Below are 23543 nucleotides of genomic sequence, written 5' to 3'. Positions count from 1 at the left end.
ATATGCTGCACATACGTCCGGTTACGGTAGAAGAGGCTCCGGTATGGTGGGAACTCCGCTTGGAGGCGCTGCGAACTAGTCCTGAGGCTTTCGGCAGCTCCTATGAGGAAGCGCTAGAGACATCACCGGAGGCTGTGCGGGCGAAAGTCCAGGCAACTGCCAGCCAATTTGTACTGGGGGCTTACGCCGATGGCCAACTGGTTGGGATAGCGGGATTTTTGAGACAGACCGCACGCAAGACAAGGCATAAAGGAATGATATGGGGCGTGTACGTCAAGTCAGATTATCGGAAGCATGGAGTAGGCAAAGGATTAATTGAAGAGGTCATCAAGCAAGCACGCCGAATGGAGGGGCTTGAGCAAATCCAGTTGACAGTTGTCACAACGAATACAGGGGCAACGCAATTGTACAAGTCACTTGGTTTCCAGAGCTATGGCTTGGAGCGAAATGCCCTCATTGTGGATGGGAAACGGTATGACGAAGAATGGATGGCTTATGACTTATAGCTGTAATGAATCCTGTCGCTCGGCTAAGCTGATCTGGATTAACGGCGCTTTCGGCGCGGGTAAGACGCAAGCCGCACATGAGCTATGCAGAAGGCTGCCGGATTCGTATTTGTACGACCCGGAGAATATGGGCTACTTCCTTCGGAAGCATATGCCGTCTTCTATTGCACGCGGGGATTTCCAAGAATTCGCCGCATGGCGCGAATGTAATTATGCCATATTGAAGATGCTTCATGAAGAATATGACGGTCCCATAATTGTCCCAATGACTATTGTAGATACACGCTACTTCGAGGAGATTGTAGGGCGTTTGAGAGCGGATGGAATCGAGGTTGTGCATGTGGCCTTATGCGCTTCGAGAGACGTACTGTTGGCACGGTTGAAGAAGAGGAGAGAGGGAGCGAGCTCCTGGGCGGCGCAGCAAATTGACCGCTGTGTACAGGGACTTCAACAGGAGACTTTCCTCCAACAAATCGATACAGATCGTATGAGCATGGATGAGGTTGTAGATGAAATTGCGACTATTGCCGGGATTCAGCTTCAGCCTGATCGCAGAAGCAAGCTTCAGAAGTGGAAGGACAGATGGTCGACTCAGCTCAAACATATCAGATGGTTTTGAACCTGATCCTGGATTAAGGTGACTAAGAGGAGAGAAAACAACGATGATTCTGGAAGTAGCCATATTGAATATTAAGCAGGGTCTCACCCGCGAGTTCGAAGCAAGCTTCAAGGAAGCGTCACGCATTATAGCCAGCATGAAAGGTTATATCAAGCATGAGCTTCAATCCTGTATGGAGAATGACCACCAGTATATCCTGCTTGTCCATTGGGAGACGCTTGAGGATCATACGGTCGGCTTCCGGGAGTCGCAGCCCTATCAAGAGTGGAAAGCATTGCTGCATCATTACTATGATCCATTCCCGACAGTCGAGCATTATGAGCTGGTTCAACTAGACCATTAACGAACTAGAAAGCAGGGATGACTTATGACAATAACATATCACGAAGCTGATACCATTACCCCGGAAGAGCTGGCTGAGGTATTCCTGCAGTCGGGTATCCGCAGGCCGACGCATGATCTGGAGCGGCTCGGACGCATGCTTGCCCAAGCCGATGAATTGCTGACGGCTAGAGCGGACGGCAAGCTGGTTGGCGTATTGCGGGCTATTACGGATTATGCGTATTGCTGCTACATCTCGGATTTGGCTGTAGATCGGGATTATCACGGGCAGCGAATCGGTGAAAGTCTGATGAAGAAGCTGCAGGAAAAGCTGGGCAACGAAGAAGTTCAATACATCCTTACATCAGCGCCAACGGCAGTCGGATTCTATGAACGGATTGGCATGGAACGCTTGGATAAAGCATTTGTCATTCGGCGTCAGCGCTAGGTACTTTATTTACCGACAAGAAAGGAAGTAGGACGATGTCAGAAGCGCAGTCCGATCTCTACGATGCGATATACAGCTTCAAAAACTATGAGCAGGAAGCAGCTGCAATTAAAAGCTTGATTGAAAGCAAGCGACCGGAAGCCAGATCGGTTCTGGATATGGCGTGCGGAACGGGAAAGCACGCAAGCTTCCTGCAAGCCAGCTACGCAGTGGATGGGATTGATTTGAATGAGTCTCATGTTGAGGCGGCGAGGAAAAGAAATCCGAAATCACGGTTTACCGTCGGTGATATGATGAGCTTTCAACTCCATCAAACTTATGATGTCATTACTTGCCTGTTCAGTTCAATCGGATTTGCGAGAACGCTGAGAGGTGTAGAGCAAGCGGTGCACAGCTTCAAGGAGCATCTGGAGCCGGATGGAATTATCCTGATTGAACCATGGTTTACACCAGAAGATTGGCAGCCCGGTTATGTGACAGTCCTTCAATATGAATCGGATGATTGCAAGATTAGCCGAATGTCTCATTCAAGTACGAATGGTTCAACTTCTATTCTACAATTTGATTATTAGATAGGTCGCAGCAGCGGTATTCAACATGTACAGGAACAGCTTGAGCTGGGCTTATTCTCAAGAGAAGAACTGACGGAGCTTTTCATCCGTGAAGGCTTGCATGTGGAGTACGACGAAAAAGGATTGATCGGCAGAGGCATGTATCTATTAAGCAGGAAGTGAGGCTATCGGATGGAACACCAGGTACGATTAGCGCAAGGCAGATATTGGTATGTATTCAGCGGAGTTTTACTTATAACTTCTGCCTATGCAATCGTTAATGCCTTTTATAAGATAAATCCCATACCTTATGCGGTTCTTATCTTGTTTAGCCTGCCTTTTCTATTGAAAAGCATAAGAGATATGAAAAGAAACTATCATCTGCAATGGGCAAATGAGAGTTTAAGCTTTGGCGATACGAAGATTCATGCCGAACACATTCAAAAAATATGCTTTTATTCGCCAGTTTCTTTCTTTGTCTATCGGAATGATGCCGGGTGGTTGAACAGATCCCTACACTTTCAGTGCGACAAAGCGCGCTTCCCGGTAATACAAAGCGAGCTTGGCGCCTGGGCCGAAAACAGGGGCATTACAGTCGAACATTGAGAGGCGGTGGAAGTGTGGTGCGTCAACTGAGAGCAATACGTATGCTGTTCTTTGTAATATTGGTCCTTACAGCATGCCAGTCGCCTAATCAATCAGAATCTGCTCCTCCAGTCAAGGAGCCTGAACGTTCGAATAACGGCTTCACGAATCACGAAGTAGACACTAATCCAGCTGCTATCCAGATTCAGGGACCAATGACGGTTTCACATAATCCACTCCTTTCTTATGTTGGAGAAGACATCTACTTGGATGTATCGATGGTGGAGGGCCGTTATTTTGAAGATTGGAATCCGGGACCTCTCATGGGTCGAAATTGGTATGGGAGCTTTCAATTCATTATTCGTGATGCCGCTGATCAAATCGTGAAACAATTCGATATCGACAGTTCCTTCTTTCAACAGGTAAATCAGTTTTTCGAGCTGTCATTCGCAGACTATAATGGGGATGGCGACTTGGATTTTGCCCTTGGTCAATATGGGACAAGCAACGGTAATTTCTATCAGCTTTATACGATAAGAGAGGACTATTCCATAGAAAGATTAGTAATCGCAGGGCACCAAGAGCTGTTTGCCAGCGGCGGAAGCCGCAACACTATTGAATTGCAAACCTGGGGCGATCATGGCTTTGAACTTGATTACTATGACAATTCCGAAGGGAAGACGTTCACCAACCGCTATATCTGGGAGAAGGAGAATAATCAGTTCAGGCTTCTAGAAACTTCTGAGAAATAGAAAGGGAGAGCGCCATGATTCGGTTATGCGAAGCTCATGAGTGGACGACGGTTCACGCTATTATTAATGACGCGGCAGTGGCTTATAAGGGCGTTATTCCGGATGATCGGTATCACGAGCCTTACATGTCCTTAACGGAGTTGGAGCAGGAACTGAATGACGGGGTCCAGTTCTGGGGTTATACCGATGCAAGCGGCGAGCTGATTGGTGTAATGGGGTTGCAAGACAAAGGGGATGTCAGTCTTATTCGTCACGCTTATGTCCGGTCTATTGCCCGCAATGGCGGCATAGGCGGCAAGCTGCTTCATCATTTGATAACCCGCACCAACAAACCCATTCTTATTGGCACATGGTCGGATGCAAGCTGGGCGATCGGTTTTTATGAGAAGCATGGATTCAGAGTTGTATCCACACAGGAGAAAGAACGGGTGCTTCGCTTATATTGGAATGTGCCAGAAAGGCAGATGGAGGAGTCTGTTGTGCTTGCCAATCAGACGCAGGATGGGTAAGTCTGCACATTCGAGTAAAGGTGTGAACATAGCTACTATGAAGAAATACGTTTTTCTAACCGTCATTATGCTGATTGCTGCCGTTGCTTCCTATCTTCTGTATTCATTTCATCGACCGATCACTATTGAACAAACCTATCAGGGCATTGTTTATGACAATGATAACAACTTTACGGCTCAAGACACCGTCTCCTTCAAAGGCGAGCTCTCACGATTTCTCTTCGGGAGTGACAGCTTAAAAGGAATATTGACAGCAGGAGATCAGACGTATGACATCCAGCTTAAGAAAGATAGACACTACTATTTTGCAGTACTAACTGAAATAAAAGAAAGTCATGTGACAGGCCTCGGCTCCATATATCTTTCAAGCGACTTTAATCAAATCTGGCTGCAACTTAAACACTATAGTGAACGTTATCCTGTAGATCATGGTTATTTTGTTAACGGTGCAGCGACGATTGAGGAAGCAAATGAGGTCGCAGGGAACCTATTGGAGAAGCCATTCAAATAGGAGGGGGATTGCTATACTTAGCTATTCCAATCACGAGCAATCGGATCGAATTGGTCGCATCCGTGCGGAGGAAAAAAGGTATCACGATCAATGCTATGAGCAGCACAAATTATTCGAGCCCGGTTCATGGCTGCATAAGCCGGTGCAGACGGTTATGGAAGTGCTGCCGGAGCTGATTCAAACTGATGGCATGCGGGTACTTGATCTAGGGAGCGGTGTAGGCCGCAATACGATTCCAATCGCCGCTTATCTGAAGCCGTTCAACGGAACGGTGGTCGCTGTGGATTTGCTAAGCTCAGCCATTGAAGGGTTGAGGAGCTATAGCCTTGAGCATCAGGTATACCCCTACATAGAAGTTGTTCACTCTGATATTGAAAGCTACCGGATAGAAGCAGACAGCTTCGATGCGATCATCGCAGTATCTACGCTGGAGCATCTGGGCTCAGAGGATGAATTGAAGCGCAAGCTTGCTGAGATGGCGCTAGGCACCAAGCCAAGCGGTATTCATTGCATCATTGTTGGCACCAACATACAGGAAACGGCTATTCGTACGAATGAAGCACTTGATCCGATGTTCGAGATTAATATGTCGACAGAAGCGATGAATGTGCTGCTTCAACATACATACCAAGGATGGGAGACGATGAAACATCTCGTCAAACCGTTAGAATTTGAAATTTCCAGGGGCGATGAGTCAGTCAGGCTGGTATCGAATGGTTTAACCTTAGTAGTCAGAAAGCCGTTTTTATAGATTGCAGCTTAAAAGGAGAGAGGGCATGTATCAGACATTTATATTCGATGTAGACGGTACGCTGATCGATACCGAGAAGGCGGTGCTTGGTTCGCTTCAGAAGATGCTTAAGCTTGATTATGGACAACATCTGGAAGCGGAGCAATTATCGTTTGTGCTTGGCATACCGGGCGCAGACGCGCTTCCGCAGCTAGGAATTGAGGATATTGATCGCGCGAATGAGCGATGGAACGAATATATGGTTGATTTTGCCCATACGATCACGATATTTAACGGCATTAATCACACATTAATGGCATTAAATAATGAGGGCGTAACTACAGGTGTCGTCACATCAAAAACAACGGATGAGCTTCAAGCGGACTTCGTGCCGCATGGGCTAATGGACAAGCTGCATTATGTGGTGTGCGCGGACGATACAGCCAGACATAAGCCTCATCCTGATCCGTTGCTTAAGTTCCTTGAGCTATCCGGAGCAGACCCTGCATCATCCGTCTATATCGGCGATACGATTTACGACGCCCAGTGCGCGCGTGATGCTGGAGTCGACTTTGCGCTTGCCTTATGGGGCTGTAGCGATTCCGACGCCATTGATGCGAAGCATCGACTCAGCTCTCCTAGCGAGCTATTAACTTTGATTATGAATAGTGGAAGGGAGCATTCAGAATGATCATTGTGGAAGAAAAATTTGCGCTGCCTTCGAAAAGCATCAATTACATGCTTGCATTGCCTGATGCTTATGAGCAGGATGGTGCGCCAGCTTGGCCGCTTATTCTCTTCCTGCATGGTTCCAATCGACGTGGAGACGACTTCGCGCTTCTTCGGGATTATGGGTTGAACACCAGATTGCAGCAGGATAATGACCAGCCCTTTCTCTTATTGACCCCTCAATGTCCGGGTGATTCGTCTTGGACGGATGAATTCGAGAGCATCATATTGCTATTGGATGACATTTTTGATCGTTACAACATAGACAAGAGGCGCATCTATCTGACGGGATTCAGCATGGGCGGCCATGGCGCTTGGTACTATGCGGCGCACAAGCCTGGACTTTTCGCAGCTGTATCGCCTTTATCGGGCTGGTTCAATCCTGACCAGGCGGAATTGCTGAAGGCTATTCCGATTTGGGCATTCCATGGTGATGCTGATGATGTTGTACCGTTCGAGAGATCGCATGAGATGATCGAGGCATTGCGTGACTTGAATCCGCAAATCCGATTTACCCCCATTCCCGGCGAGGGACATCGAATTATGCATCATGCCTATGATCAGGATGAATGGGTAGAGTGGATGCTGTCCAATCAGCTTAAAGCTTAACGACTTTATTAACTCAAACCGTGCAACTCCCACGAGCGCAAAAGCAACCAGAAACTGATTTCAAGCAGGTTCCAGCCCGTTTGCGCGATAGCCTGTCCACATCTGCCTAAAATCGGTTATAATGATGAAGAATCCATAAAGAAGAAAGTGGGAGCAGCATGGGTCGTAAATGGAACAATATTAAGGAAAAGAAAGCGTCCAAAGACGCGAATACAAGCCGGATATACGCCAAGTTCGGCGTTGAAATTTTTGTAGCCGCCAAAAAAGGCGAGCCGGACCCTGAGTCCAACCGCGCGCTTAAAGTGGTACTTGAGCGGGCCAAAACATACAACGTGCCAAAAGCCATTATCGACCGTGCGATCGATAAGGCCAAAGGCGCCGGAGACGATAACTATCAAGAGCTGCGATATGAAGGCTTCGGTCCGAACGGCTCGATGGTTATCGTGGACACGTTGACCAATAATGTGAATCGTACAGCGCCAGAAGTGCGCTCGGCCTTCAATAAGGCCGGGGGAAGCATGGGCGTGAGCGGTTCTGTGGCGTATATGTTCGATGCTACTGCTGTTATCGGTATATCGGGCAAGTCGCTGGACGAAGTGATGGAGCTGATGTTGGAGTCCGATGTTGATGTTCGCGATATCGTGGAGGAAGACGAGTCGGTAATCGTCTATGCGGAGCCGGATCAATTCCATGCGGTACAGGAAGCATTCAAGCAAGCAGGCATCACAGAGTTCGACATTGCTGAATTAACGATGCTTGCGCAGAACTATGTAGCATTGCCGTCCACTGAAAGCCAGGCGCAATTCGAGAAGCTGATCGATGCGCTGGAGGATCTGGAGGATGTACAGCAGGTCTATCATAACGTGGAGCTGGAAGACTAATTAATCCCCCTCCCATGAACAAAGCCGCGACGGTTGTCGCGGCTTTGTTGGCATAAAATTAGACTTGTACTTGTTCCAAGGTTTCGGCTTCGGACTCGGATTGAATCATGTAATCCCGCTGATCGTACGTCCAACGGTTTTCCTCGCTATAATGCAACAGAGCATTTTGCGTGGCGGCATCGCTTTTCTGGGGAAATAACGTTACGATTAAGCTTAGAGCAAGCAAGATCATCAAGGATTGCAGTCGTTTCAAAAGCGTCTCTCCTTGTACAATAGATTAAACTACATACTCAATCGGCAACTTTTCCATTAAAAAAAGCGCTGGAGGTATCCATTATGAGAGCGATTATGCAAGATTCGGAATCGAACCGCCTGATCATTGGGGAAGCGGCAGAGCCTGATCCAGCTTACGGCGAGCTGTTGATCGAGGTAAAGGCTACTGCGCTCAATAGAGCCGATTTGCTGCAGAAGCGAGGGCTGTATCCGCCGCCGCCAGGCGCGTCCCCGATTCTGGGATTGGAGATGGCGGGTACCGTACTGAAAGGGGCAGGCTCATGGCAACCTGGCGATCGAGTCATGGCTTTGCTGCCGGGCGGGGGCTACGCGGAGCGTGTACGCATTCCTGCCGGCATGGCGATGCCGATTCCGCAAGGTCTTTCTTATGCTCAGGCAGCGGGCATCCCGGAAGTATTCCTGACCGCGTACCTGAACTTGTTCCGGTTAGGCGGCCTTCAGGCTGGACAGTCCGTGCTGGTACATGCGGGTGCAAGCGGAGTGGGGACGGCAGCTATCCAGCTGGCGAAGTCGGCTGGATGCTATGTGATCGCGACAGCGGGCTCTGCAGAGAAGCTGGATGCCTGCTTGAAGCTTGGAGCAGATGGAGCTATCGATTATAAAGAGGGGCCGTTTCTGCCGAAGGTGCTGGATTATACAGCCGGTAGAGGCGTAGATGTCATTATGGACTTTGTCGGCGCGTCTTATTGGGAGCAGAATTTGTCTGCGCTTGCCCTCGACGGCAAGCTTATCCTGATTGGCTTGTTAGGCGGCGCCAAGGCGAAGGAGTTGAACCTGTCACAGTTGATCGCGCGACGCTTGCAACTGATTGGAACCTCGCTCAGGACATTGTCGCCCGACCGCAAGGAAGCTCTGACTGCCGAGTTTGCGGAGCGATTCATGCCGCATCTGATGAGCGGAGCCATCTTTCCCGTCATTGATTCGGAATGGGATTGGAACCGGGCGGAGGAAGCTCATGCCTACATGGAGAGCAATCGCAATACCGGTAAAATTATTTTGACGGTATCGTAATCAGTTACAGAATTGATGACACCCAACCTGTCACCAATCATCCGGTATACTGATGGCACATAGGAGGAATTCAAGGTTGAAACGATCGGACAGGCTAATGGCCATTCTTATCGCCTTGCAGCAGAAGCCGGCAACCGCACAGTCGCTGGCCGATAAGCTGGAGGTGTCCAAACGCACCATTCTGCGCGATATGCAGGCGCTCGCCGAGATTGGCATCCCGCTCTATGCGGTGTCTGGCCCTGCTGGCGGTTATCGCTTGATGGAGGGCTATTCACTGCCGCCGCTGCACTTCAGCTCGGAGGAGGCGCTTGTTATTCTGTTCGCGCTGAATGCCGTAACGCGCCTATCCGATACGCCGTTCCATCAGGCTCGCTGGACTGTCATGGACAAGATCCGCTCCACACTTCCGCCAAGCATGCTGGAGCAGGTCGAGCCGGTGCTGAATCGGCTGGAGATCGAGATTCCGGCTAGGCCGCAGCGCACACCGCTGCTGGACCGCTTGTTGGCGTATGCCGCAGAATCTGCATGGATTCTCGCGCATTACCGCTCGGAGAAGCATCAGCGATGGCTTCATATGCAGCCGAAACGTGTGTATATGGCCCACGGCTTCTGGTATTGCCAGGCCTATTCTTATGAGCATGGAGAGCAGAGAAGCTTTCGGGTGGATCGATTCCTGGAGCTGAAGCAAGCGGCACCGCCTGAATCTGGGGTTTCCGAGTCAATCAGTGACAGCAGCAAGCCCATTATGGCTCCACTCGCCATCCACGCCAAGCTTACTTATCGCGGAGCGCTTCTCGCCGAACAGGATACACATGTCGGACATTACGTTAAGCAGATCGATGACAATGAGTGGGAGCTTCGCTTTAAGTGTCCGGCAAGCGAACGGGAATGGGCGGTAAAGTTCTTTTACGGTATGGGGATGGATGCCACGGTACTGAAACCAGATGAGCTGCGGCGCGAATTGTATGAGCTGGGCTGCAAGCTGGCCGATCGGTATGCCAAATCTTGAAATCCTTTTAGACCAAAGGGAGGTAGATTGCGATGACACAATTACAGCTGTTCGAAAAGGCGAGAGAGTTCATATACCGCAATGCGCGATTACTGGATCGGCAGCGATTCGCTTATGGGTTCGAGGGAGGAAGCAAAGCGAGCGTGCTGGAAGCACTGGCGGCCTATCAGAATGAAGATGGCGGATTCGGGCATGCGCTGGAGCCTGATATTCGTTGCCCGCAGAGCCAGCCTGTTCCGACCGAGCAAGCGCTCATCATCATCGATGAGCTGGAGGCTTATGATACAGAGCTAATGGAAGGAATGATTCGCTATCTCAAAAATATTACATTACCAGAGGGCGGCTTTCCGCTTGCCTTCCGCAGCCTCATGGCATATCCTCATGCGCCATGGTGGATAACGGAGAGGGACGACGTGCCGAACCTCAATCCGACAGGACATATTCTGGGCTTACTAATGAAGCATCCGCGCTGGGCGGAATGGGAGCAGGAGGATTGGGTACAGCGAAACCTTCGCTTCGTCTGGCAAGCCATGGTGAAGCCTGAACCGGGTGAATATCATGAAGGCGTGCAATGGGTGTCTTTCCTGGAGCATGCGCAGGTTACACCACAAACCTCGTTTGCCAAGGAGAAGCTAGACACATGGCTGGCCAAGGACGGCGTCATAGAGCGCAATCCTTATGCGGAAGGTTATGTGCAGAAGGTGCTGGACTGGGTGGCAGCCCCCGATAGCTATGCGGCTAAATTCGTGTCGCAGGCCGAATTGAATGAGCATCTGGATGCTCTGATTAAGCAGCAGTCGGAAGACGGCGGCTGGCCGATCAGCTTCCCGGCGGCAAGTCCGTTAGGCGAGCTGGAATGGCGCGGATCTCTTACTGTAGATAGGCTGAAGACACTACGTTCATTCGGCAAGCTTTAACCTTGCTTAAAGGATCATAAGATAACGTTAATCCTTGTTTCCGGTAATAGTCAGCCATTACAATAAGCTCGAAATTCTGCAAACTTTCATCGCGTTTATTCATGGGCGGGCGTTCCGCTCTCTTTTACAATAAGCATAAGCTTGCTGATGACAGTTCATAAAGGGGAGATAAGCCAAGTGGAAGATGTTCGATACCCGATAGGCACATTCCGTTTCAATGATGAGATAGACGCAGCTCAGCGGAAAATATGGATCGATCAGATTGCATCATTACCGGAACAGCTTAGAGAGGCTGTCGCCGGTTTGTCAGACGAGCAATTGAGCACACCGTATCGGGATGGCGGATGGACAGTCAGGCAAGTGATTCATCATGTCGCAGACAGCCATATGAACGCCTATATCCGCTGGAAGCTGGCGCTGACGGAAGAGGGTCCTCCCATCAAGCCGTACCACGAGGATCGTTGGGCAGAGCTGCAGGATACCGAGCAAGAACCCATCGAGACATCATTGGTGCTGCTCGATGCGCTGCATCGCAGATGGACGACGCTGATCAAGTCCCTGCCGGAGGCAGCCTATGAACGTACGTTCTATCATCCCGAACAGCAGAAGTCGATTCCGCTGGATGTGAATCTAGGCATGTATGCTTGGCACGGGCTCCATCATCTCGCCCATATTGTCGTCTTGAAGCAGCGAAAAGGCTGGTAAAAGCAACAGCTATGCTGACGACTGATCATTCACAGCAAGAAAAATATGATAAAATTTCATGATCTTTTATACTTTGCAATGAATTGTCGAAACACCGCTAGACTGGTCAAAACCTATCCATTAGAATGTATTTCTAGTATATAAAAGGGTGGGTGGAGACATGAGTGAAGTAGAGTTGGAGTTGGAATCCAGAGTCATAGAAGGCGCGCTTGACGCAAGTCCCGGCTCGGTCGATATGGACGAGAGCCAGCTGATTAAGCTGGACGCTCATATCCAGGGATTGATGGCTGCCGAGAAGCTTCAAGGCGGAAGCTATCTGGTCGCAAGACACGGCAAAATCGTGGCATGGCGTTCTATGGGCGCATTGACCGGTACGACAGGCACTGGCGAATTGCTGCCGGACGCCATTATGAAAATTTCGTCCATTACGAAAGCTTTTACCGCTGTAGCCATCGTCAAGCTGATCGAAGACGGCAAGCTTTATCTGGATCAGCCGGTTGCGTCGATTCTGAAGGAATTCGACAACCCCATGCACGGGAACATTACCTTATTTCACTTGTTGACGCACACCTCGGGTCTCGCTCCGGTTACGGGCTATTACAATGAGCCATATCCTCGTCCGTGGTGGGGCGAGAGCGGTATGGACGGCTGGATTGCCAAGCAATTGCAGGGGACGCTCGCTTGCGAGCCGGGCACAGCATACAACTATTCAGGCGGAGGCTTCATGCTGCTGGGCGAAGTGATTCGCCGCGTATCCGGGCAAAGCTATGAATCGTATGTTCTCGACCATATCATTGAACCGCTCAATCTGCGACGCACGTTCTTCCAAGTGCCGGAATATTTGCACGGCGAAGTATTAACAATCTCGCAATATGATTTGGATGCCCTTAAGGAACAAGAAGACGAGGACCTTCGTTATCCGCCGAGATCGGCAAGCGGCTTGCACTCGACCTTGTACGATCTATGGCGATTCAGCCAGATGCTGCTCAATGGCGGTACATTCGAAGGAACCCGCATTCTAGGCCGGAAGTCGGTCGAGCTTCTGACCAAGCGCCATTTGTTCCAAGTGCCGGCTTACCATTGGGGCGGTAAAGTTAAGGACAAAGGCCATGCGCTAGGTATCGATCTCGCCATTGATCATATGTCCTATGAATCTATTGGCACGTATCAGATGGAGGGAGCAGGACGATCGGCAATGTTTGTTGATCCCGAGGAGAATTTGATCGTTACGTTCTTTGTTCCATCGATTTATTCCTGGGTGCCGGAATCGGTGCTCGGAACCAAGCAAATTATTTGGTCGAGTCTGAAATAATACCTACGGCACACTGACCCTTTGTCTTAGCAGCTTTAGCTCACATAAGCAATTAGCCCGCGCTGTCAGCGGGCTTTTTTCGTATTGCGGATTATCGCTTATCCTTCGTTTCCGTTATAATAGGGGCAAAGACGTCGTGGAGGTTTATCGGCATGAATGAGTCTGTCCAAACCAGTATCCAGCATTTGTAATCAACTGACCGGAGCCTGCAAACAAAGGCTTTTCTTGATTTGCAATTCCAAACGGAAGAGGTAGTAGACTGGGCGTATGATGTATGGGACGACCTGGTATCGGACTTGTCCCATTCGGACAATCACTGCAGAGCTATTGCCGCGCAGTTGCTGAGCAATCTGGCGAAGAGCGATCCCGAGAAGCGCATCCTGCGGGACTTCCCCAAGCTGCTTGCTGTGACATGGGATAAGCGCTTCGTCACGGCGCGGCATACCCTGCAGTCGCTATGGAAAATCGGGATTGCGGGAGATACGCAGAAGGACATGGTGCTGGATGCGCTCGCCCAACCGTTACCGTAACTGTGCGGATGAGAAGAACGGTACTTTGATCAGATATGATATTTTGGTAGGATTCCGCCAGCTCTATGACCGGGTGCTTGATGAGAAGATTCGAGAAGGTTCACTCAACCTCATCGAGCTGGAACTAGACCCTAAATACCGCAAAAAGTATGCAGCCGTTTGGAAAAAGTGAAATGGCAAGGCCATATTCGAGCAGGCAAGACGAAATAAGCCCCTCACTCGAGGAGGCTTATTCGGCGTTACTCGTTAGCAGATCGGTTGTCATACGTGAACCCTGGCATTTTCACAACAGGCCATTTTTCTTTGCGCAGATGGGACAAGAAGCCTTCTCCTACATTCAAATTGCTTGCCACAAGCGCTTGTGGCGTCAACGCCAGCCATTGGTTAAGGGAGACGTCGGCAAATCGGTCGCTCTTGAACATTTCCAGAAACCATAACGTTTCGGTGCCGGTATTCTGAATATAATGTCCGAAGGCGAACGGCACATAGCCGACATCGCCCGCTCGTACGTCATAGGTGCGCGCATTGCCTTCTGCGCCGAAGACAGTCATGCGGCCTTGGCCAGTCAAATAATATTGCCACTCATCATTATTGGGATGCCAATGCAGCTCTCTCATCGCGCCGGGCTGAATCTCCACGAGCGCAGCGGCAATCGTCCTGGATATCGGGAAGTTGCTGGAATCGACGATCCTTACGCTTCCGCCCGGCGTCTTCAGGGGCGGCTGCGCCAGCAGCTTATGCGTAAATGGCAATGGAACTTCCCCGTATGGGGATTGAACGGCTTGAGACGAGATCGGTCCCGGCACTTTGCCCTGATAGATATAGACTTGTTCGCGCGGGATAGCAGCGAGCTCCGACTCCGGAATGCCGAAATTGGCAGACAGCACTTCCTTGGGCGTATGGGCGAACCAGTCGGATAGCGACAGCGTATTCAGATCAGAGAAATGACCATCGTCGAATACAAGCAGGAACTCGCAGCCGTCCTCCAGTCCTTGAATGGAATGCGGTATTCCGGGAGGGAAGTACCATAGATCGCCGGGTCCCACATCGGCAATAAAGTTTCTGCCATTCTGATCAACGGCAGTGATCCGCGCGCGCCCGACAAGCATATAAGACCATTCCGCTTGCTGATGCCAATGCAGCTCCCGCACGCCGCCTGGGGTCAAGCTCATGTTGACGCCGGCAAGCGTGGTGGCGATCGGGAGTTCCCTAATGGTGATCTCCCGCGACCAACCGCCGTGATTGAGCTGCATATGTGTATCCGAGAACGAAAATCTGACATTCGGTATGAGTCCGTTGTCCGTCACCGGGGGGACGAGCATATCCGGATTTTGACGGTCTCGCATCACATCGCGCGGTCCTCTGTCGATGCCGCCTGCTCCGTCGCTCCTGATCGGCTGGGGGACCGACCATGGAGTGGATGGATCTCTGGAACCCGGCTGTCGACGCTCCTCACTCATGCAAGTTGCCTCCTTCTGTCATCGATAAGTTCCGTTCCCGGATTAGGGAGTTCGGGACGAAATACGGAACGTAGCGACGTTGTTTCCGTATGGTTATGTAGGGGTACAATGAAATAGACGCAGGTAACCGCAAATTGCAAAAGGTTAGGGAGAAGGAGAGAATGAAGATGAAGAAGTGGAGCGTTCCCTTATTAATGGCATTAATGATGTTCATTGCATCCGGCTGCGGCATATTGGAGAGCGTCAATCAGGGTGTTAACTTTGCAACTGAAACGACTGAATATATGAATAAATTGGATAGCTTCAGGCAGGACATGAACGGTCTGGCTGAGCAAGCGTTAACGGATCTGGACGCAAGAACTGATCTGAAAAATCAGCTTCTGACGCTCAAGGATCAGATTATGAGCTACAAGAACCTGGAGGTTCCCGATTATGCCAAGGATCTTCATGCCAGCATCGTAGGCTATAACGACAAGCTTCAGCAGGGACTGGACCAGGCGCTCACAAACATCGAGCAAGGAAGAGCCGCATTCGAATCAACGGGCATTCCCGACACGATGAACAAAATCAATGAGCTGCTTGGACAATTGAACGCGCTGAACCCAAACTAAGGTATAGTGGAGCCTCCATGGAACGGTCATGGAGGCTCCTTCTTATGAATCAAGTGGAAGGAGTGCTAGCTATGTCGTGGATTGCGAAGCAGTCCTACTATAAAATCGAACGAATCTTGACGGGCACAGAAATGAAAACAGTCAAGGAGCCGCGGCAAATGCTGCTCTATGCCGAGCATCTGCAGACCAAGCGGCGCAGCTTCCCGCTGAATGAGGTACATGATCTCTCGTTCCGTCCGATGGGCGATGCGGGAGGCATCCTCTATGTGCATACTGGCCACGGCGTATATGCGTATACGGTGTCAGAAGATCCGGCAGCGTTTATGGAGTCATTCAAGCGGCATACGGGTGATGGATAAGGGAAATGGATGATTAAATGAAGCTGCATGCGTGTTGTTCAACTTGCTGATTCAATTGCAAATAGACAGATAAGTTTGGCTTTAATCCTTCCAGAAAGCCAAGGTTGCCAACCAGGTCCGGCCACGTTACAATGTGTGAGGGCCTCAGGGAGGCATCATTCACGAGGAGAGTGCAATCGTCTTGTCATCAGCGTCTTTATCATCAGCACAGCATCCATCTTCCTACCGATTGCTGACGCTTCTGCTCGTAATAGTCGTTGCGGGCATGAGCCAAGGCATGTTATTGCCTTTATTATCGATTATGCTGGAGGATGCCGGCGTCTCATCGGATCTGAACGGCATTAACTCCGCTGCGATGTACATCGGTATATTCTGTACCATGTTTTTCATCGAAAAGCCGGTGCTTCGGTTCGGTTATAAGAAAGTAATCTTGACCGGCATTACTTTGGTCACCTTGTCAACGTTGCTATTCCCATTAACCCATTCGCTAACGGCATGGTTTGTACTGCGCCTGATCGTTGGCGTGGGAGACAGTGCCCTTCATTATTCGTCGCAGCTCTGGATTGTAAGCACGGCGCCAGCTGATCGACGCGGCCGCTACATATCCTTCTATGGGATGTCGTATGGACTTGGCTTCAGTATCGGTCCGCTTGGGATTAACTTGATGCCACTTGGCAGAGCGGTTCCATTCCTGGTTACGAGTCTGTTCTTTATTACGGTGTTGTTGCTTGTACTGCGTATGTCCAACGAATGGCCGGAGCGTGCAGCGAAGAGGGTTAGAGCGGAAAACCGCTTCTTGACGACTTACCGGGTGGCGTGGTTTGTCCTTATTCCCGGCTTCTTGTACGGCTTGATGGAATCGTCCATGAACAGCAACTTCCCGCTATATGGCCTGCGAATTGCTATCGACCAGCACTGGATATCGCTGCTGCTGCTGTCTTTCGGCATCGGAGGTTTGATTCTTCAGCTGCCGATAGGGATATGGAGCGACCGAATCGGGCGCAAGCCGATCTTGATTGCTTGCGGCATCATCGGTTCGATCGTCTTTCTCGCTATTCCGGCAGCAGGCAACGAAATCGTCTGGCTGTTCATACTCTTTACCATAGCGGGAGGAGTCGTAGGTTCGTTCTATTCATTGGGGCTGGCCTACGCGGCTGATCTGCTTCCTAAGCCTATCTTGCCTGCCGCGAACGTCATTGCGTCCATTCACTTCAGCATTGGCAGTATTCTGGGACCAACGCTTGGCGGCTTCGGCATCCGATATGTTTCAACAAACAGCATGTTTCTGTTATTGGGAGCGGCGTTTCTTGCTTTCGCTTTGCTAGGCTTGCTGTTCCGGCCAAAACGGATACCGGCTGAAGGATAAGCAGGTACAGCATCTACATCTGCTACAGGGGGTTACTCTGATGTCCATCGATTCAACATCTGTATCCGGTTTTCCGAAGCTGGCTAAGCCCGCTCAGCGAGCGCTGGCGAACACCGGTTACACCAAGCTGTCACAGTTGTCAGGCGAGAGTGAAGCTGAGCTCATGAAGCTGCACGGGATGGGACCGAATGCAATGAAAGTGATCAAGGAAGCGCTAGCTGAGCAAGCCATGAGCTTGAATCCGTAATTAGACTGGAATTAACCCCTAATAAAAGCCCGAACTTACTCCGGTAAGCTCGGGCTTTTTGATAGGGGTAACTGACCACTTGATGAGACTGCCGTTACCAATGTGCATACATGGTTGTGATGTGTCCAGACGTACGGCATAGCTCAACTAGCTGATAGACCCCGCTTAACTGCATCCGATTGCGGCCATGCAGCACATGTAGTGCTTCCTCGGTTACTTCCTTCGCTTTCACGACGTCGTGATGCTCCACCGCTTTGACGATCGCTCGCATACGGTCCAGCAAATATACGGTGCGGCGCAATGTTCGAATGAGCAGGATTTGCCGAATTTGTGTGGCGCCAAATATCCGATAGCCGTTCTCGGGATCGCGGTCGGGAATGATCAATCCTTCCTTCTCCCAGTGACGGATGGCTGAAGCCTGCACATTCGTATAGGCGGCCGCTTCGCCAATGCTCATGCGTCCCAACCGCTTCTTGCCGCGGATAGGAGGAAGATCAGGCTGCTGAAGCAGGGCAAGCGTCTGGTCTGCGACCGACTTTTCTTCATGCAGCAAAGCTTGTTCCCGGTTGACCAGCCAGAAAGCAGCGTCAATGTCTCCATTCATGACAAGCTTCAGTGTCTGGCAGGTGACGCTTACTCCGAAGCCGGGGAACATCGCCCGCAGGCAGCGGAAGTACGCGGCATGCACTTCCGTGTATTGTCGATAGCCGTTAGCCGATCTCTCCGGACTCGGTATGACACCCCAGGATTCGTAATGTCGCAAAGCGCTTGTGCTAATGCCAAGCTCTCGGGCAATATCGATGGGTCGGTAGAATCGCATGGACTGCACCGTCCTTTGTCAAAAAAGTAGATTTCTACTATAACAGACAGATTGATGCGCAGCAAGCCTTCATTTTAAACCTTAAAGTGCTTTAAGAAGGGTGTGTCAATTGTGGTTGTAGTAAGAGAGGGTCAGCTTTAGCACTTGCATCAAGGTAGTATGATGATCTATATCCCCATTGAAAAGGAGAATGCCATAATGAACCTGCAACATGTCATGCCGAGTCCCAAACAATACAACATGCTTGCCCGGGCGGCCGGAGTGCCGGAGAAGGTGGAGGAGGAGCTCCAAGTGGCGCTGAATCGGTCCTTATTCGGTGTTGCCTTGTTAGGAGCGGACGGAGAGCCGATTGGCATGGGACGTATGATCGGTGACGGGAGATACACCTTCCTGATCACCGATCTGATCCTCCGTCCCGAATATGCCAGCGAGGACAATACCCGCACCATCCTCCATGCTCTAATAGACTTTATTGAAGAGAATGCCGCGTCAGGCGCGGAAATTATTCTCATGGCCGATGTGCCATCCATCGCCATCTATCAGAAGCATGGCTTTAGCTTCACCTATCCAAACAAGATTAGCTTGAGCCGATCGATCTGAAGATAGACTAGCTATTGAGGATTGACAACTTCTAACAGTGCCAGTACACTTGTAAAAAAATCAATGGCCGTTCGATTAGCCGCTCCTTCCCTTAGGGAAAGGAGCTTTTCGATTAGGCAGGGGAGAGTAGGGGGAACGCATGACGTTAATCGAATTACTGCCAGACGATTTGGCACGCCCTCATCCCAGCTTTTTGCGCGATGAAGCGGCTTATCAATTGTTTCATATGATCACGCAAGGCGATTGCGCGCACAGATGGAAGTCGAAGGACGGAAGAGTAATGTTCGCCCAGTCGACAGGCTACAAGGGCTGGTTATGGCTGTCGCAGGAATTGACGGAGAAGGAACGCGCTGAAGGGATTGCAGCAATATGCGCAATACTGGAAAAGGATCGTCTGCCCGGCATCCTGTCCGATCCGGAAACAGCTGATCAATTCTCCCATGCCTACAGCGCCATAAGCGGGATGAGCTCCAGCCTTGAAATGAGGATGGAGGCCTATGCATGTCCCGCCGTAAGACCTGTAGAGAACGTTGTGGGCCAGTTGCGCCCGGCCGATCCGCAAGATGCTCACGTTATCGCCGAATTTCTAGCTGGCTTCTCCGAAGATGCCTATGGCTATACGGTTACGGCCGAGAGCCAGCTTCCCGGTGCCGAGAGATTAATGAATGCCGGCCATCTGTACCTATGGATCAATGAAGGAATTCCAGTCTCCATGGCCAATATTGCTCACCGTTCGCCAAGACATGCCCGAATCAATGCGGTTTATACGCCTCGCGAGCATCGGAAGCAGGGATTCGCAAGCGCGCTTGTGGGTGAAATTACAGGCAAGGTATGGAAGGAAGGGCTGATGCCGATGCTGTATGCGGATTTAAGCAATCCTCACTCGAATGGCGTATATCGGAGTTTGGGGTATAGCGAGCAGGGGCAAATAACAGATATCCGTTTTTATTAATAGCATTAACTAATAAAGGTTATTTCACGATAGAAGCGAGACACTTCGTAGACAAAGGAGCAGGACATGCAGATCAAAATCGGAGTTATCGGGACGGAGTCTATCATCGAGAAGACACTGTTGGTTATGAAGGCATTCCCAACCTTCGTGCCCGTCACGCGTATGATTGAACAGGAGAAGGATGCGCCCGCTGCCGCTTTAGAGATATCCGGTGAGGTGGAAGTACTGCTTCTCTCCGGGCCGCTGGCGCATCACTTGGTCAAGGAGCAGCTGCCGCCTTCCATACCGGTTCATTATTTGCCGCTTACGGGTGCCGGATTGTACAAAGCGCTGTTCCGTGCAATGCGGGAGGGCAAACTCCAAGTCGGCATATCTGTCGATACGCTGACCAAAAGCATGGTGACGCGGACTTTGAAGGATCTGGGCCTGGAGAGCACTCGCGTCGTTGTCTACGATGGGCCGGCCTACGCATCGCCGGACAAGCTGGTTGCCTTTCACCAATCCCAGTTCGCAGCCGGTCATTGCTCCGTTGCGTTCACTGGTGTCGAGCTTGTCGCCCGGCAGCTGGAGAAGCTGCAAGTGTCAAGCGAATGGCTGCTTCCCTCGGAGCAGGATATGATCGTGACATTGGAGAGAGCTCTGCTGTCGACGGAATCCCGGCGCAACAAGGAAGCGCAGATTGTCGTTGGCATGATTAACGTCGACGACTTCGGTAAGCTTGTCATGCAGCGGCATAATGAACATGAAGTACAGAAGCTGAAGCTCGATATTCACCGAATGGTGCTTGGCTATGTAGAATCGCTTGACGGCTATTCAATGTCGCTTGGCGGTGATGAATTTCTGTTCTTCACGACGCGCGGTATCTTCGAGCGGGAGACGGGCGGGTATAAGACGATTCCGCTGGCCAAGGACGCGAACAAAAGCTACGGCATCTCGTTAAGCGTAGGAATCGGCTTCGGAGTGACCGCGAATGAAGCCGGGACGAATGCGCGAACCGCGTTGCGAAAGTCGAAGGAAGCAGGAGGCAACACCTGCTTTATCGTCAGGGAAGATGTGACCGTGATTGGCCCACTTGAGATGGCTGATCCCGTACAGGCTGTACTTGCGCCAACAGAACCTGAGCTCATTAAGCGGGCGGAGGAGTCCGGGATGACGAGCGCTTATTTAAGCCGGCTGCTGGCGAACATGGCCAAGTTCGGCAAATATGAATACAAAGTTCATGACCTGGCTTCCGTATTGGGCATATCTGTGCGCAGCGCGCATCGGCTGCTGCTTCTGTGGATCGACAACGGGCTGGCCGAGATTGCAGGCATGGAGAAGGTGCCAAAGGGAAGGCCCCGCCAAATCTACCGTTTCCCGTTTCTGATGGACAAGTCTCAGCAATAAGCTGCGTCTTGTCTTTTTTTATGCTCATTTAAAGTCAATTAAAAGACTTGTCTTTATATCGAAGCGGATCGTATCATGGTGGTAACGACAACCAAGGAGGTACGAGAAAAATGAAAACGATTGCGGAATTGGAAGAGAAGCTGGCCCAGCCCTCTGAGGCCTTGATTCAGGAATTGGCGAAGGTAGATGGTGACTTGATCCTGCTCGGAGTCGGCGGCAAGATGGGGCCGAGCCTGGCCAGACTTGCGATGAACGCGATCCGCGAAGGCGGGCTTAACAAGCGCGTGATCGGTGTATCGCGCTTCTCCAACCAGGAAGCGCGGACCGAGCTTGAAGCGTTCGGCGTCGAGACGATTTCCTGCGAGCTGCTGGATAACGAAGCGCTGACGGCTCTGCCGAATGCAGCTAACGTCATTTATATGGCAGGCAATAAGTTCGGTACGACAGGCAATGAGCATTTCACATGGGCGATGAATACGTATCTGCCCGGAAGAGTGGCCGAGAAATTCAAGGATTCCCGTATTGTAGTGTTCTCCTCCGGCAATATTTATCCGTTCACTCCGGTGAGCAGCGGCGGCGCCAGCGAAAGCGTATCTCCCGATCCGCTGGGCGAATACGCACAATCTACGCTAGGCAGAGAGCGCATCTTCGAATATCACTCGCACCGCAACGGCACACCGATGGTGATGTATAGACTCAATTATGCCATCGATATGCGTTACGGCGTCCTGCTGGAGCTGGCGAGAGCGATCCATGAAGGTCGTACGATTAACCTGGCAATGGGCTTTGCGAACATCATCTGGCAAGGCGACGCCAACTCAATGGCGCTCCGCTGTCTGACGCACTGCTCCAGCCCTCCGACTGTCATTAACATTACGGGGCCTGAGACGGTATCCATCCGCTGGGCGGCAGCCGAGCTTGCGAAGCGTATCGGGAAGGAAGCGCTGTTCGAGGGGTTGGAATCGGAGACTGCGCTGCTGAACAATGCGTCGAAGTCGCATCAGCTGTTTGGCTATCCAAGCGTCTCCTTGCTGCAAATGATCGATTGGACGGCGGATTGGGTGCTTCAAGGCGGGGCGACTTGGAATAAGCCGACACACTTCCAGGAACGAAAGGGGAAATTCTAAATGACCGCTCAACAATTATCGCCAGCGCTGCTGGCGGCGCTGCATGATGGACTGGTCATTCCGGCACATCCGTTGGCGCTAGATGAGAAGCGCAAGCTCGACAAGAAGCATCAGCGGGCATTAACCCGTTATTATATGGCCTCCGGAGCCGGAGGCATTGCGGTGGGTGTTCATTCTACCCAATTTGAAATTCGCGATCCGGAGCATGGGCTATTCGAGACGGTGCTTCGCATGGCAGCAGAGGAAGTGGATAAAGCGGGGCTGGATCGCCCGTTCATCAAGGTGGCCGGAATATGCGGCGGCATGGAGCAAGCGATTAGCGAAGCGCATATTGCGCTGGCGCTTGGATATGATGCAGCGCTGCTTAGCATGGGTGGACTGACCGGCTGGAGCGAAGCCGATATTTTGAAGCGGACCGAGCGAATTGCCGCTATTATGCCGGTTATTGGCTTTTATCTGCAGCCGTCGGTCGGAGGACGTATCTTCTCTTATGATTTCTGGCGCGCATTCGCCGATATTCCGAATGTCGTTGCGATTAAGATGGCTCCGTTCAACCGTTATCAAACCATCGATGTGGTGCGTGCTGTCTGCTATTCGGATAGAAGGGACGAAATTGCGCTGTATACAGGCAATGACGATAATATCGTGGCGGATCTGCTCACGACTTATCGCTTTCAGGTTAACGGGAAAACCGTCGAAAAGCAGATCGTTGGGGGATTGCTTGGCCACTGGGCAGTATGGACGCAGAAGGCGGTGGAGCTGCTGGAGGAGATCAAGTCGTTCCGCGGCGCAGACGTCATATCGACGGAATGGCTCACCCGCAACATCCAGGTAACGGATTCCAACGCGGCGTTTTTTGACCCGGCGAACCATTTTGAGGGCTGCATCCCTGGTATTCACGAAGTACTGCGCAGACAAGGCTTGCTGAAGGGAACCTGGTGCCTTAATCCGGATGAAAAGCTGTCTCCGGGCCAAACAGAGGAGATTGACCGCGTCTATGAACAGTACCCGCATCTCCATGACGATGCGTTCGTTGCGGCTCATCTGGAGAAGTGGCTGAGTCACGATTAACGCATAACTCACATA

The 23543-nt window shown here is 51.0% G+C and carries 32 protein-coding genes; 29 read left to right on the top strand and 3 right to left on the bottom strand.

What is annotated here, in order from left to right; genetic code table 11:
• Positions 1 to 2: 2 nt before the first annotated feature.
• The 13 genes from AC0YNW_RS12775 to AC0YNW_RS12715 all read left to right on the top strand — a co-directional run bounded on the left by AC0YNW_RS12775 (position 3) and on the right by AC0YNW_RS12715 (position 7751).
• Complete coding sequence (locus AC0YNW_RS12775) at positions 3 to 506, top strand: N-acetyltransferase family protein (RefSeq protein ID WP_475832322.1); 504 nt, start codon at positions 3 to 5, stop codon at positions 504 to 506.
• Entirely contained in the window at positions 475 to 1125 is a 651-nt protein-coding gene (locus AC0YNW_RS12770) for an AAA family ATPase (RefSeq protein ID WP_475832321.1), read from the top strand. Before AC0YNW_RS12775 ends, AC0YNW_RS12770 begins: the two co-directional genes overlap by 32 nt.
• A 43-nt stretch (positions 1126 to 1168) precedes the next feature.
• Positions 1169 to 1468: an antibiotic biosynthesis monooxygenase family protein gene (locus AC0YNW_RS12765; RefSeq protein WP_475832320.1), complete on the top strand. Its 300-nt coding sequence runs from the start codon at positions 1169 to 1171 to the stop codon at positions 1466 to 1468.
• Between the two features lie 24 nt (positions 1469 to 1492).
• Positions 1493 to 1894: a GNAT family N-acetyltransferase gene (locus AC0YNW_RS12760; RefSeq protein WP_475832319.1), complete on the top strand. Its 402-nt coding sequence runs from the start codon at positions 1493 to 1495 to the stop codon at positions 1892 to 1894.
• 35 nt (positions 1895 to 1929) lie between these two features.
• Positions 1930 to 2466: a class I SAM-dependent DNA methyltransferase gene (locus AC0YNW_RS12755; protein ID WP_475832318.1), complete on the top strand. Its 537-nt coding sequence runs from the start codon at positions 1930 to 1932 to the stop codon at positions 2464 to 2466.
• A gap of 171 nt (positions 2467 to 2637) precedes the next feature.
• A complete protein-coding gene (locus tag AC0YNW_RS12750) occupies positions 2638 to 3051 on the top strand; it encodes a hypothetical protein (RefSeq protein ID WP_475832317.1) in 414 nt (137 codons plus the stop codon).
• Between the two features lie 14 nt (positions 3052 to 3065).
• Positions 3066 to 3782 (top strand): FG-GAP repeat protein, encoded by a 717-nt coding sequence (locus AC0YNW_RS12745; protein WP_475832316.1) that lies wholly within the window; start codon positions 3066 to 3068, stop codon positions 3780 to 3782.
• Between the two features lie 14 nt (positions 3783 to 3796).
• Complete coding sequence (locus AC0YNW_RS12740) at positions 3797 to 4291, top strand: GNAT family N-acetyltransferase (RefSeq protein WP_475832315.1); 495 nt, start codon at positions 3797 to 3799, stop codon at positions 4289 to 4291.
• Positions 4266 to 4802, top strand: coding sequence for a hypothetical protein (locus AC0YNW_RS12735; protein WP_475832314.1), 537 nt, complete (start codon positions 4266 to 4268; stop codon positions 4800 to 4802). The genes AC0YNW_RS12740 and AC0YNW_RS12735 overlap by 26 nt, the downstream gene beginning before the upstream one ends.
• Entirely contained in the window at positions 4762 to 5553 is a 792-nt protein-coding gene (locus tag AC0YNW_RS12730; RefSeq protein ID WP_475832313.1) for a class I SAM-dependent methyltransferase, read from the top strand. The genes AC0YNW_RS12735 and AC0YNW_RS12730 overlap by 41 nt, the downstream gene beginning before the upstream one ends.
• A 25-nt stretch (positions 5554 to 5578) precedes the next feature.
• Positions 5579 to 6223: an HAD family hydrolase gene (locus AC0YNW_RS12725; protein ID WP_475832312.1), complete on the top strand. Its 645-nt coding sequence runs from the start codon at positions 5579 to 5581 to the stop codon at positions 6221 to 6223.
• Positions 6220 to 6870: a carboxylesterase family protein gene (locus tag AC0YNW_RS12720; RefSeq protein ID WP_475832311.1), complete on the top strand. Its 651-nt coding sequence runs from the start codon at positions 6220 to 6222 to the stop codon at positions 6868 to 6870. The genes AC0YNW_RS12725 and AC0YNW_RS12720 overlap by 4 nt, the downstream gene beginning before the upstream one ends.
• Before the next feature lie 158 nt (positions 6871 to 7028).
• Positions 7029 to 7751, top strand: coding sequence for a YebC/PmpR family DNA-binding transcriptional regulator (locus AC0YNW_RS12715; RefSeq protein ID WP_475832310.1), 723 nt, complete (start codon positions 7029 to 7031; stop codon positions 7749 to 7751).
• A 58-nt stretch (positions 7752 to 7809) separates the two neighbouring features.
• Here the strand turns inward: AC0YNW_RS12715 and AC0YNW_RS12710 are convergent, their stop codons facing one another.
• Positions 7810 to 8004, bottom strand: a complete 195-nt coding sequence (locus AC0YNW_RS12710) for a hypothetical protein (RefSeq protein ID WP_475832309.1) — start codon at positions 8002 to 8004, stop codon at positions 7810 to 7812.
• Between the two features lie 83 nt (positions 8005 to 8087).
• Here AC0YNW_RS12710 and AC0YNW_RS12705 point away from each other — a divergent pair, with 83 nt between their 5' ends.
• The 7 genes from AC0YNW_RS12705 to AC0YNW_RS12675 all read left to right on the top strand — a co-directional run bounded on the left by AC0YNW_RS12705 (position 8088) and on the right by AC0YNW_RS12675 (position 13701).
• The gene (locus AC0YNW_RS12705) at positions 8088 to 9056 is read left to right on the top strand and encodes an NAD(P)H-quinone oxidoreductase (RefSeq protein ID WP_475832308.1); all 969 of its coding nucleotides are present in this window, start codon (positions 8088 to 8090) and stop codon (positions 9054 to 9056) included.
• Between the two features lie 76 nt (positions 9057 to 9132).
• Positions 9133 to 10065, top strand: coding sequence for a helix-turn-helix transcriptional regulator (locus AC0YNW_RS12700; protein WP_475832307.1), 933 nt, complete (start codon positions 9133 to 9135; stop codon positions 10063 to 10065).
• Between the two features lie 32 nt (positions 10066 to 10097).
• Entirely contained in the window at positions 10098 to 10982 is an 885-nt protein-coding gene (locus AC0YNW_RS12695) for a hypothetical protein (RefSeq protein WP_475832306.1), read from the top strand.
• A 147-nt stretch (positions 10983 to 11129) separates the two neighbouring features.
• Positions 11130 to 11687: a YfiT family bacillithiol transferase gene (locus AC0YNW_RS12690; RefSeq protein ID WP_475832305.1), complete on the top strand. Its 558-nt coding sequence runs from the start codon at positions 11130 to 11132 to the stop codon at positions 11685 to 11687.
• 160 nt (positions 11688 to 11847) lie between these two features.
• A complete protein-coding gene (locus AC0YNW_RS12685) occupies positions 11848 to 12999 on the top strand; it encodes a serine hydrolase domain-containing protein (protein ID WP_475832304.1) in 1152 nt (383 codons plus the stop codon).
• Positions 13000 to 13229: 230 nt separating this feature from the next.
• Positions 13230 to 13529 carry a hypothetical protein gene (locus AC0YNW_RS12680; RefSeq protein WP_475832303.1) on the top strand — a complete coding sequence of 100 codons (300 nt, stop codon included), beginning with the start codon at positions 13230 to 13232 and terminating at the stop codon, positions 13527 to 13529.
• Between the two features lie 25 nt (positions 13530 to 13554).
• Positions 13555 to 13701 carry a hypothetical protein gene (locus AC0YNW_RS12675; protein ID WP_475832302.1) on the top strand — a complete coding sequence of 49 codons (147 nt, stop codon included), beginning with the start codon at positions 13555 to 13557 and terminating at the stop codon, positions 13699 to 13701.
• 67 nt (positions 13702 to 13768) lie between these two features.
• Here the strand turns inward: AC0YNW_RS12675 and AC0YNW_RS12670 are convergent, their stop codons facing one another.
• Positions 13769 to 14989 carry an oxalate decarboxylase family bicupin gene (locus AC0YNW_RS12670; protein ID WP_475832301.1) on the bottom strand — a complete coding sequence of 407 codons (1221 nt, stop codon included), beginning with the start codon at positions 14987 to 14989 and terminating at the stop codon, positions 13769 to 13771.
• 167 nt (positions 14990 to 15156) lie between these two features.
• On the opposite strand from AC0YNW_RS12670, the gene AC0YNW_RS12665 reads away from it, so the two are divergent.
• From AC0YNW_RS12665 to AC0YNW_RS12650, 4 genes are all read left to right on the top strand, one after another.
• The gene (locus AC0YNW_RS12665; RefSeq protein WP_475832300.1) at positions 15157 to 15600 is read left to right on the top strand and encodes a DUF6376 family protein; all 444 of its coding nucleotides are present in this window, start codon (positions 15157 to 15159) and stop codon (positions 15598 to 15600) included.
• Between the two features lie 44 nt (positions 15601 to 15644).
• Positions 15645 to 15959, top strand: a complete 315-nt coding sequence (locus AC0YNW_RS12660; RefSeq protein WP_475832299.1) for a hypothetical protein — start codon at positions 15645 to 15647, stop codon at positions 15957 to 15959.
• Positions 15960 to 16140: 181 nt separating this feature from the next.
• Positions 16141 to 17325: an MFS transporter gene (locus AC0YNW_RS12655; protein ID WP_475832298.1), complete on the top strand. Its 1185-nt coding sequence runs from the start codon at positions 16141 to 16143 to the stop codon at positions 17323 to 17325.
• 40 nt (positions 17326 to 17365) lie between these two features.
• The gene (locus tag AC0YNW_RS12650; protein ID WP_475832297.1) at positions 17366 to 17572 is read left to right on the top strand and encodes a helix-hairpin-helix domain-containing protein; all 207 of its coding nucleotides are present in this window, start codon (positions 17366 to 17368) and stop codon (positions 17570 to 17572) included.
• A 94-nt stretch (positions 17573 to 17666) separates the two neighbouring features.
• Here AC0YNW_RS12650 and AC0YNW_RS12645 read toward each other — a convergent pair whose 3' ends face one another.
• Positions 17667 to 18392 carry a MerR family transcriptional regulator gene (locus tag AC0YNW_RS12645; protein WP_475832296.1) on the bottom strand — a complete coding sequence of 242 codons (726 nt, stop codon included), beginning with the start codon at positions 18390 to 18392 and terminating at the stop codon, positions 17667 to 17669.
• A gap of 198 nt (positions 18393 to 18590) precedes the next feature.
• Between AC0YNW_RS12645 and AC0YNW_RS12640 the strand changes: the two genes are divergently transcribed.
• The 5 genes from AC0YNW_RS12640 (at position 18591) to AC0YNW_RS12620 (ending at position 23528) form a co-directional block, all read left to right on the top strand.
• A complete protein-coding gene (locus AC0YNW_RS12640) occupies positions 18591 to 18992 on the top strand; it encodes a GNAT family N-acetyltransferase (protein ID WP_475832295.1) in 402 nt (133 codons plus the stop codon).
• 139 nt (positions 18993 to 19131) lie between these two features.
• Positions 19132 to 19944 carry a GNAT family N-acetyltransferase gene (locus AC0YNW_RS12635; RefSeq protein WP_475832294.1) on the top strand — a complete coding sequence of 271 codons (813 nt, stop codon included), beginning with the start codon at positions 19132 to 19134 and terminating at the stop codon, positions 19942 to 19944.
• A gap of 66 nt (positions 19945 to 20010) precedes the next feature.
• The gene (locus AC0YNW_RS12630) at positions 20011 to 21330 is read left to right on the top strand and encodes a hypothetical protein (protein ID WP_475832293.1); all 1320 of its coding nucleotides are present in this window, start codon (positions 20011 to 20013) and stop codon (positions 21328 to 21330) included.
• 110 nt (positions 21331 to 21440) lie between these two features.
• Complete coding sequence (locus AC0YNW_RS12625; RefSeq protein ID WP_475832292.1) at positions 21441 to 22457, top strand: NAD-dependent epimerase/dehydratase family protein; 1017 nt, start codon at positions 21441 to 21443, stop codon at positions 22455 to 22457.
• Positions 22458 to 23528: a dihydrodipicolinate synthase family protein gene (locus AC0YNW_RS12620; protein ID WP_475832291.1), complete on the top strand. Its 1071-nt coding sequence runs from the start codon at positions 22458 to 22460 to the stop codon at positions 23526 to 23528. It abuts the gene before it with no gap.
• Positions 23529 to 23543: the final 15 nt, after the last annotated feature.

It is taken from the genome of Paenibacillus sp. J31R120 (assembly GCF_056269225.1).
Note: the sequence above shows the minus strand (reverse complement) of the source record. Positions and strands in the feature narration are given on the sequence as shown.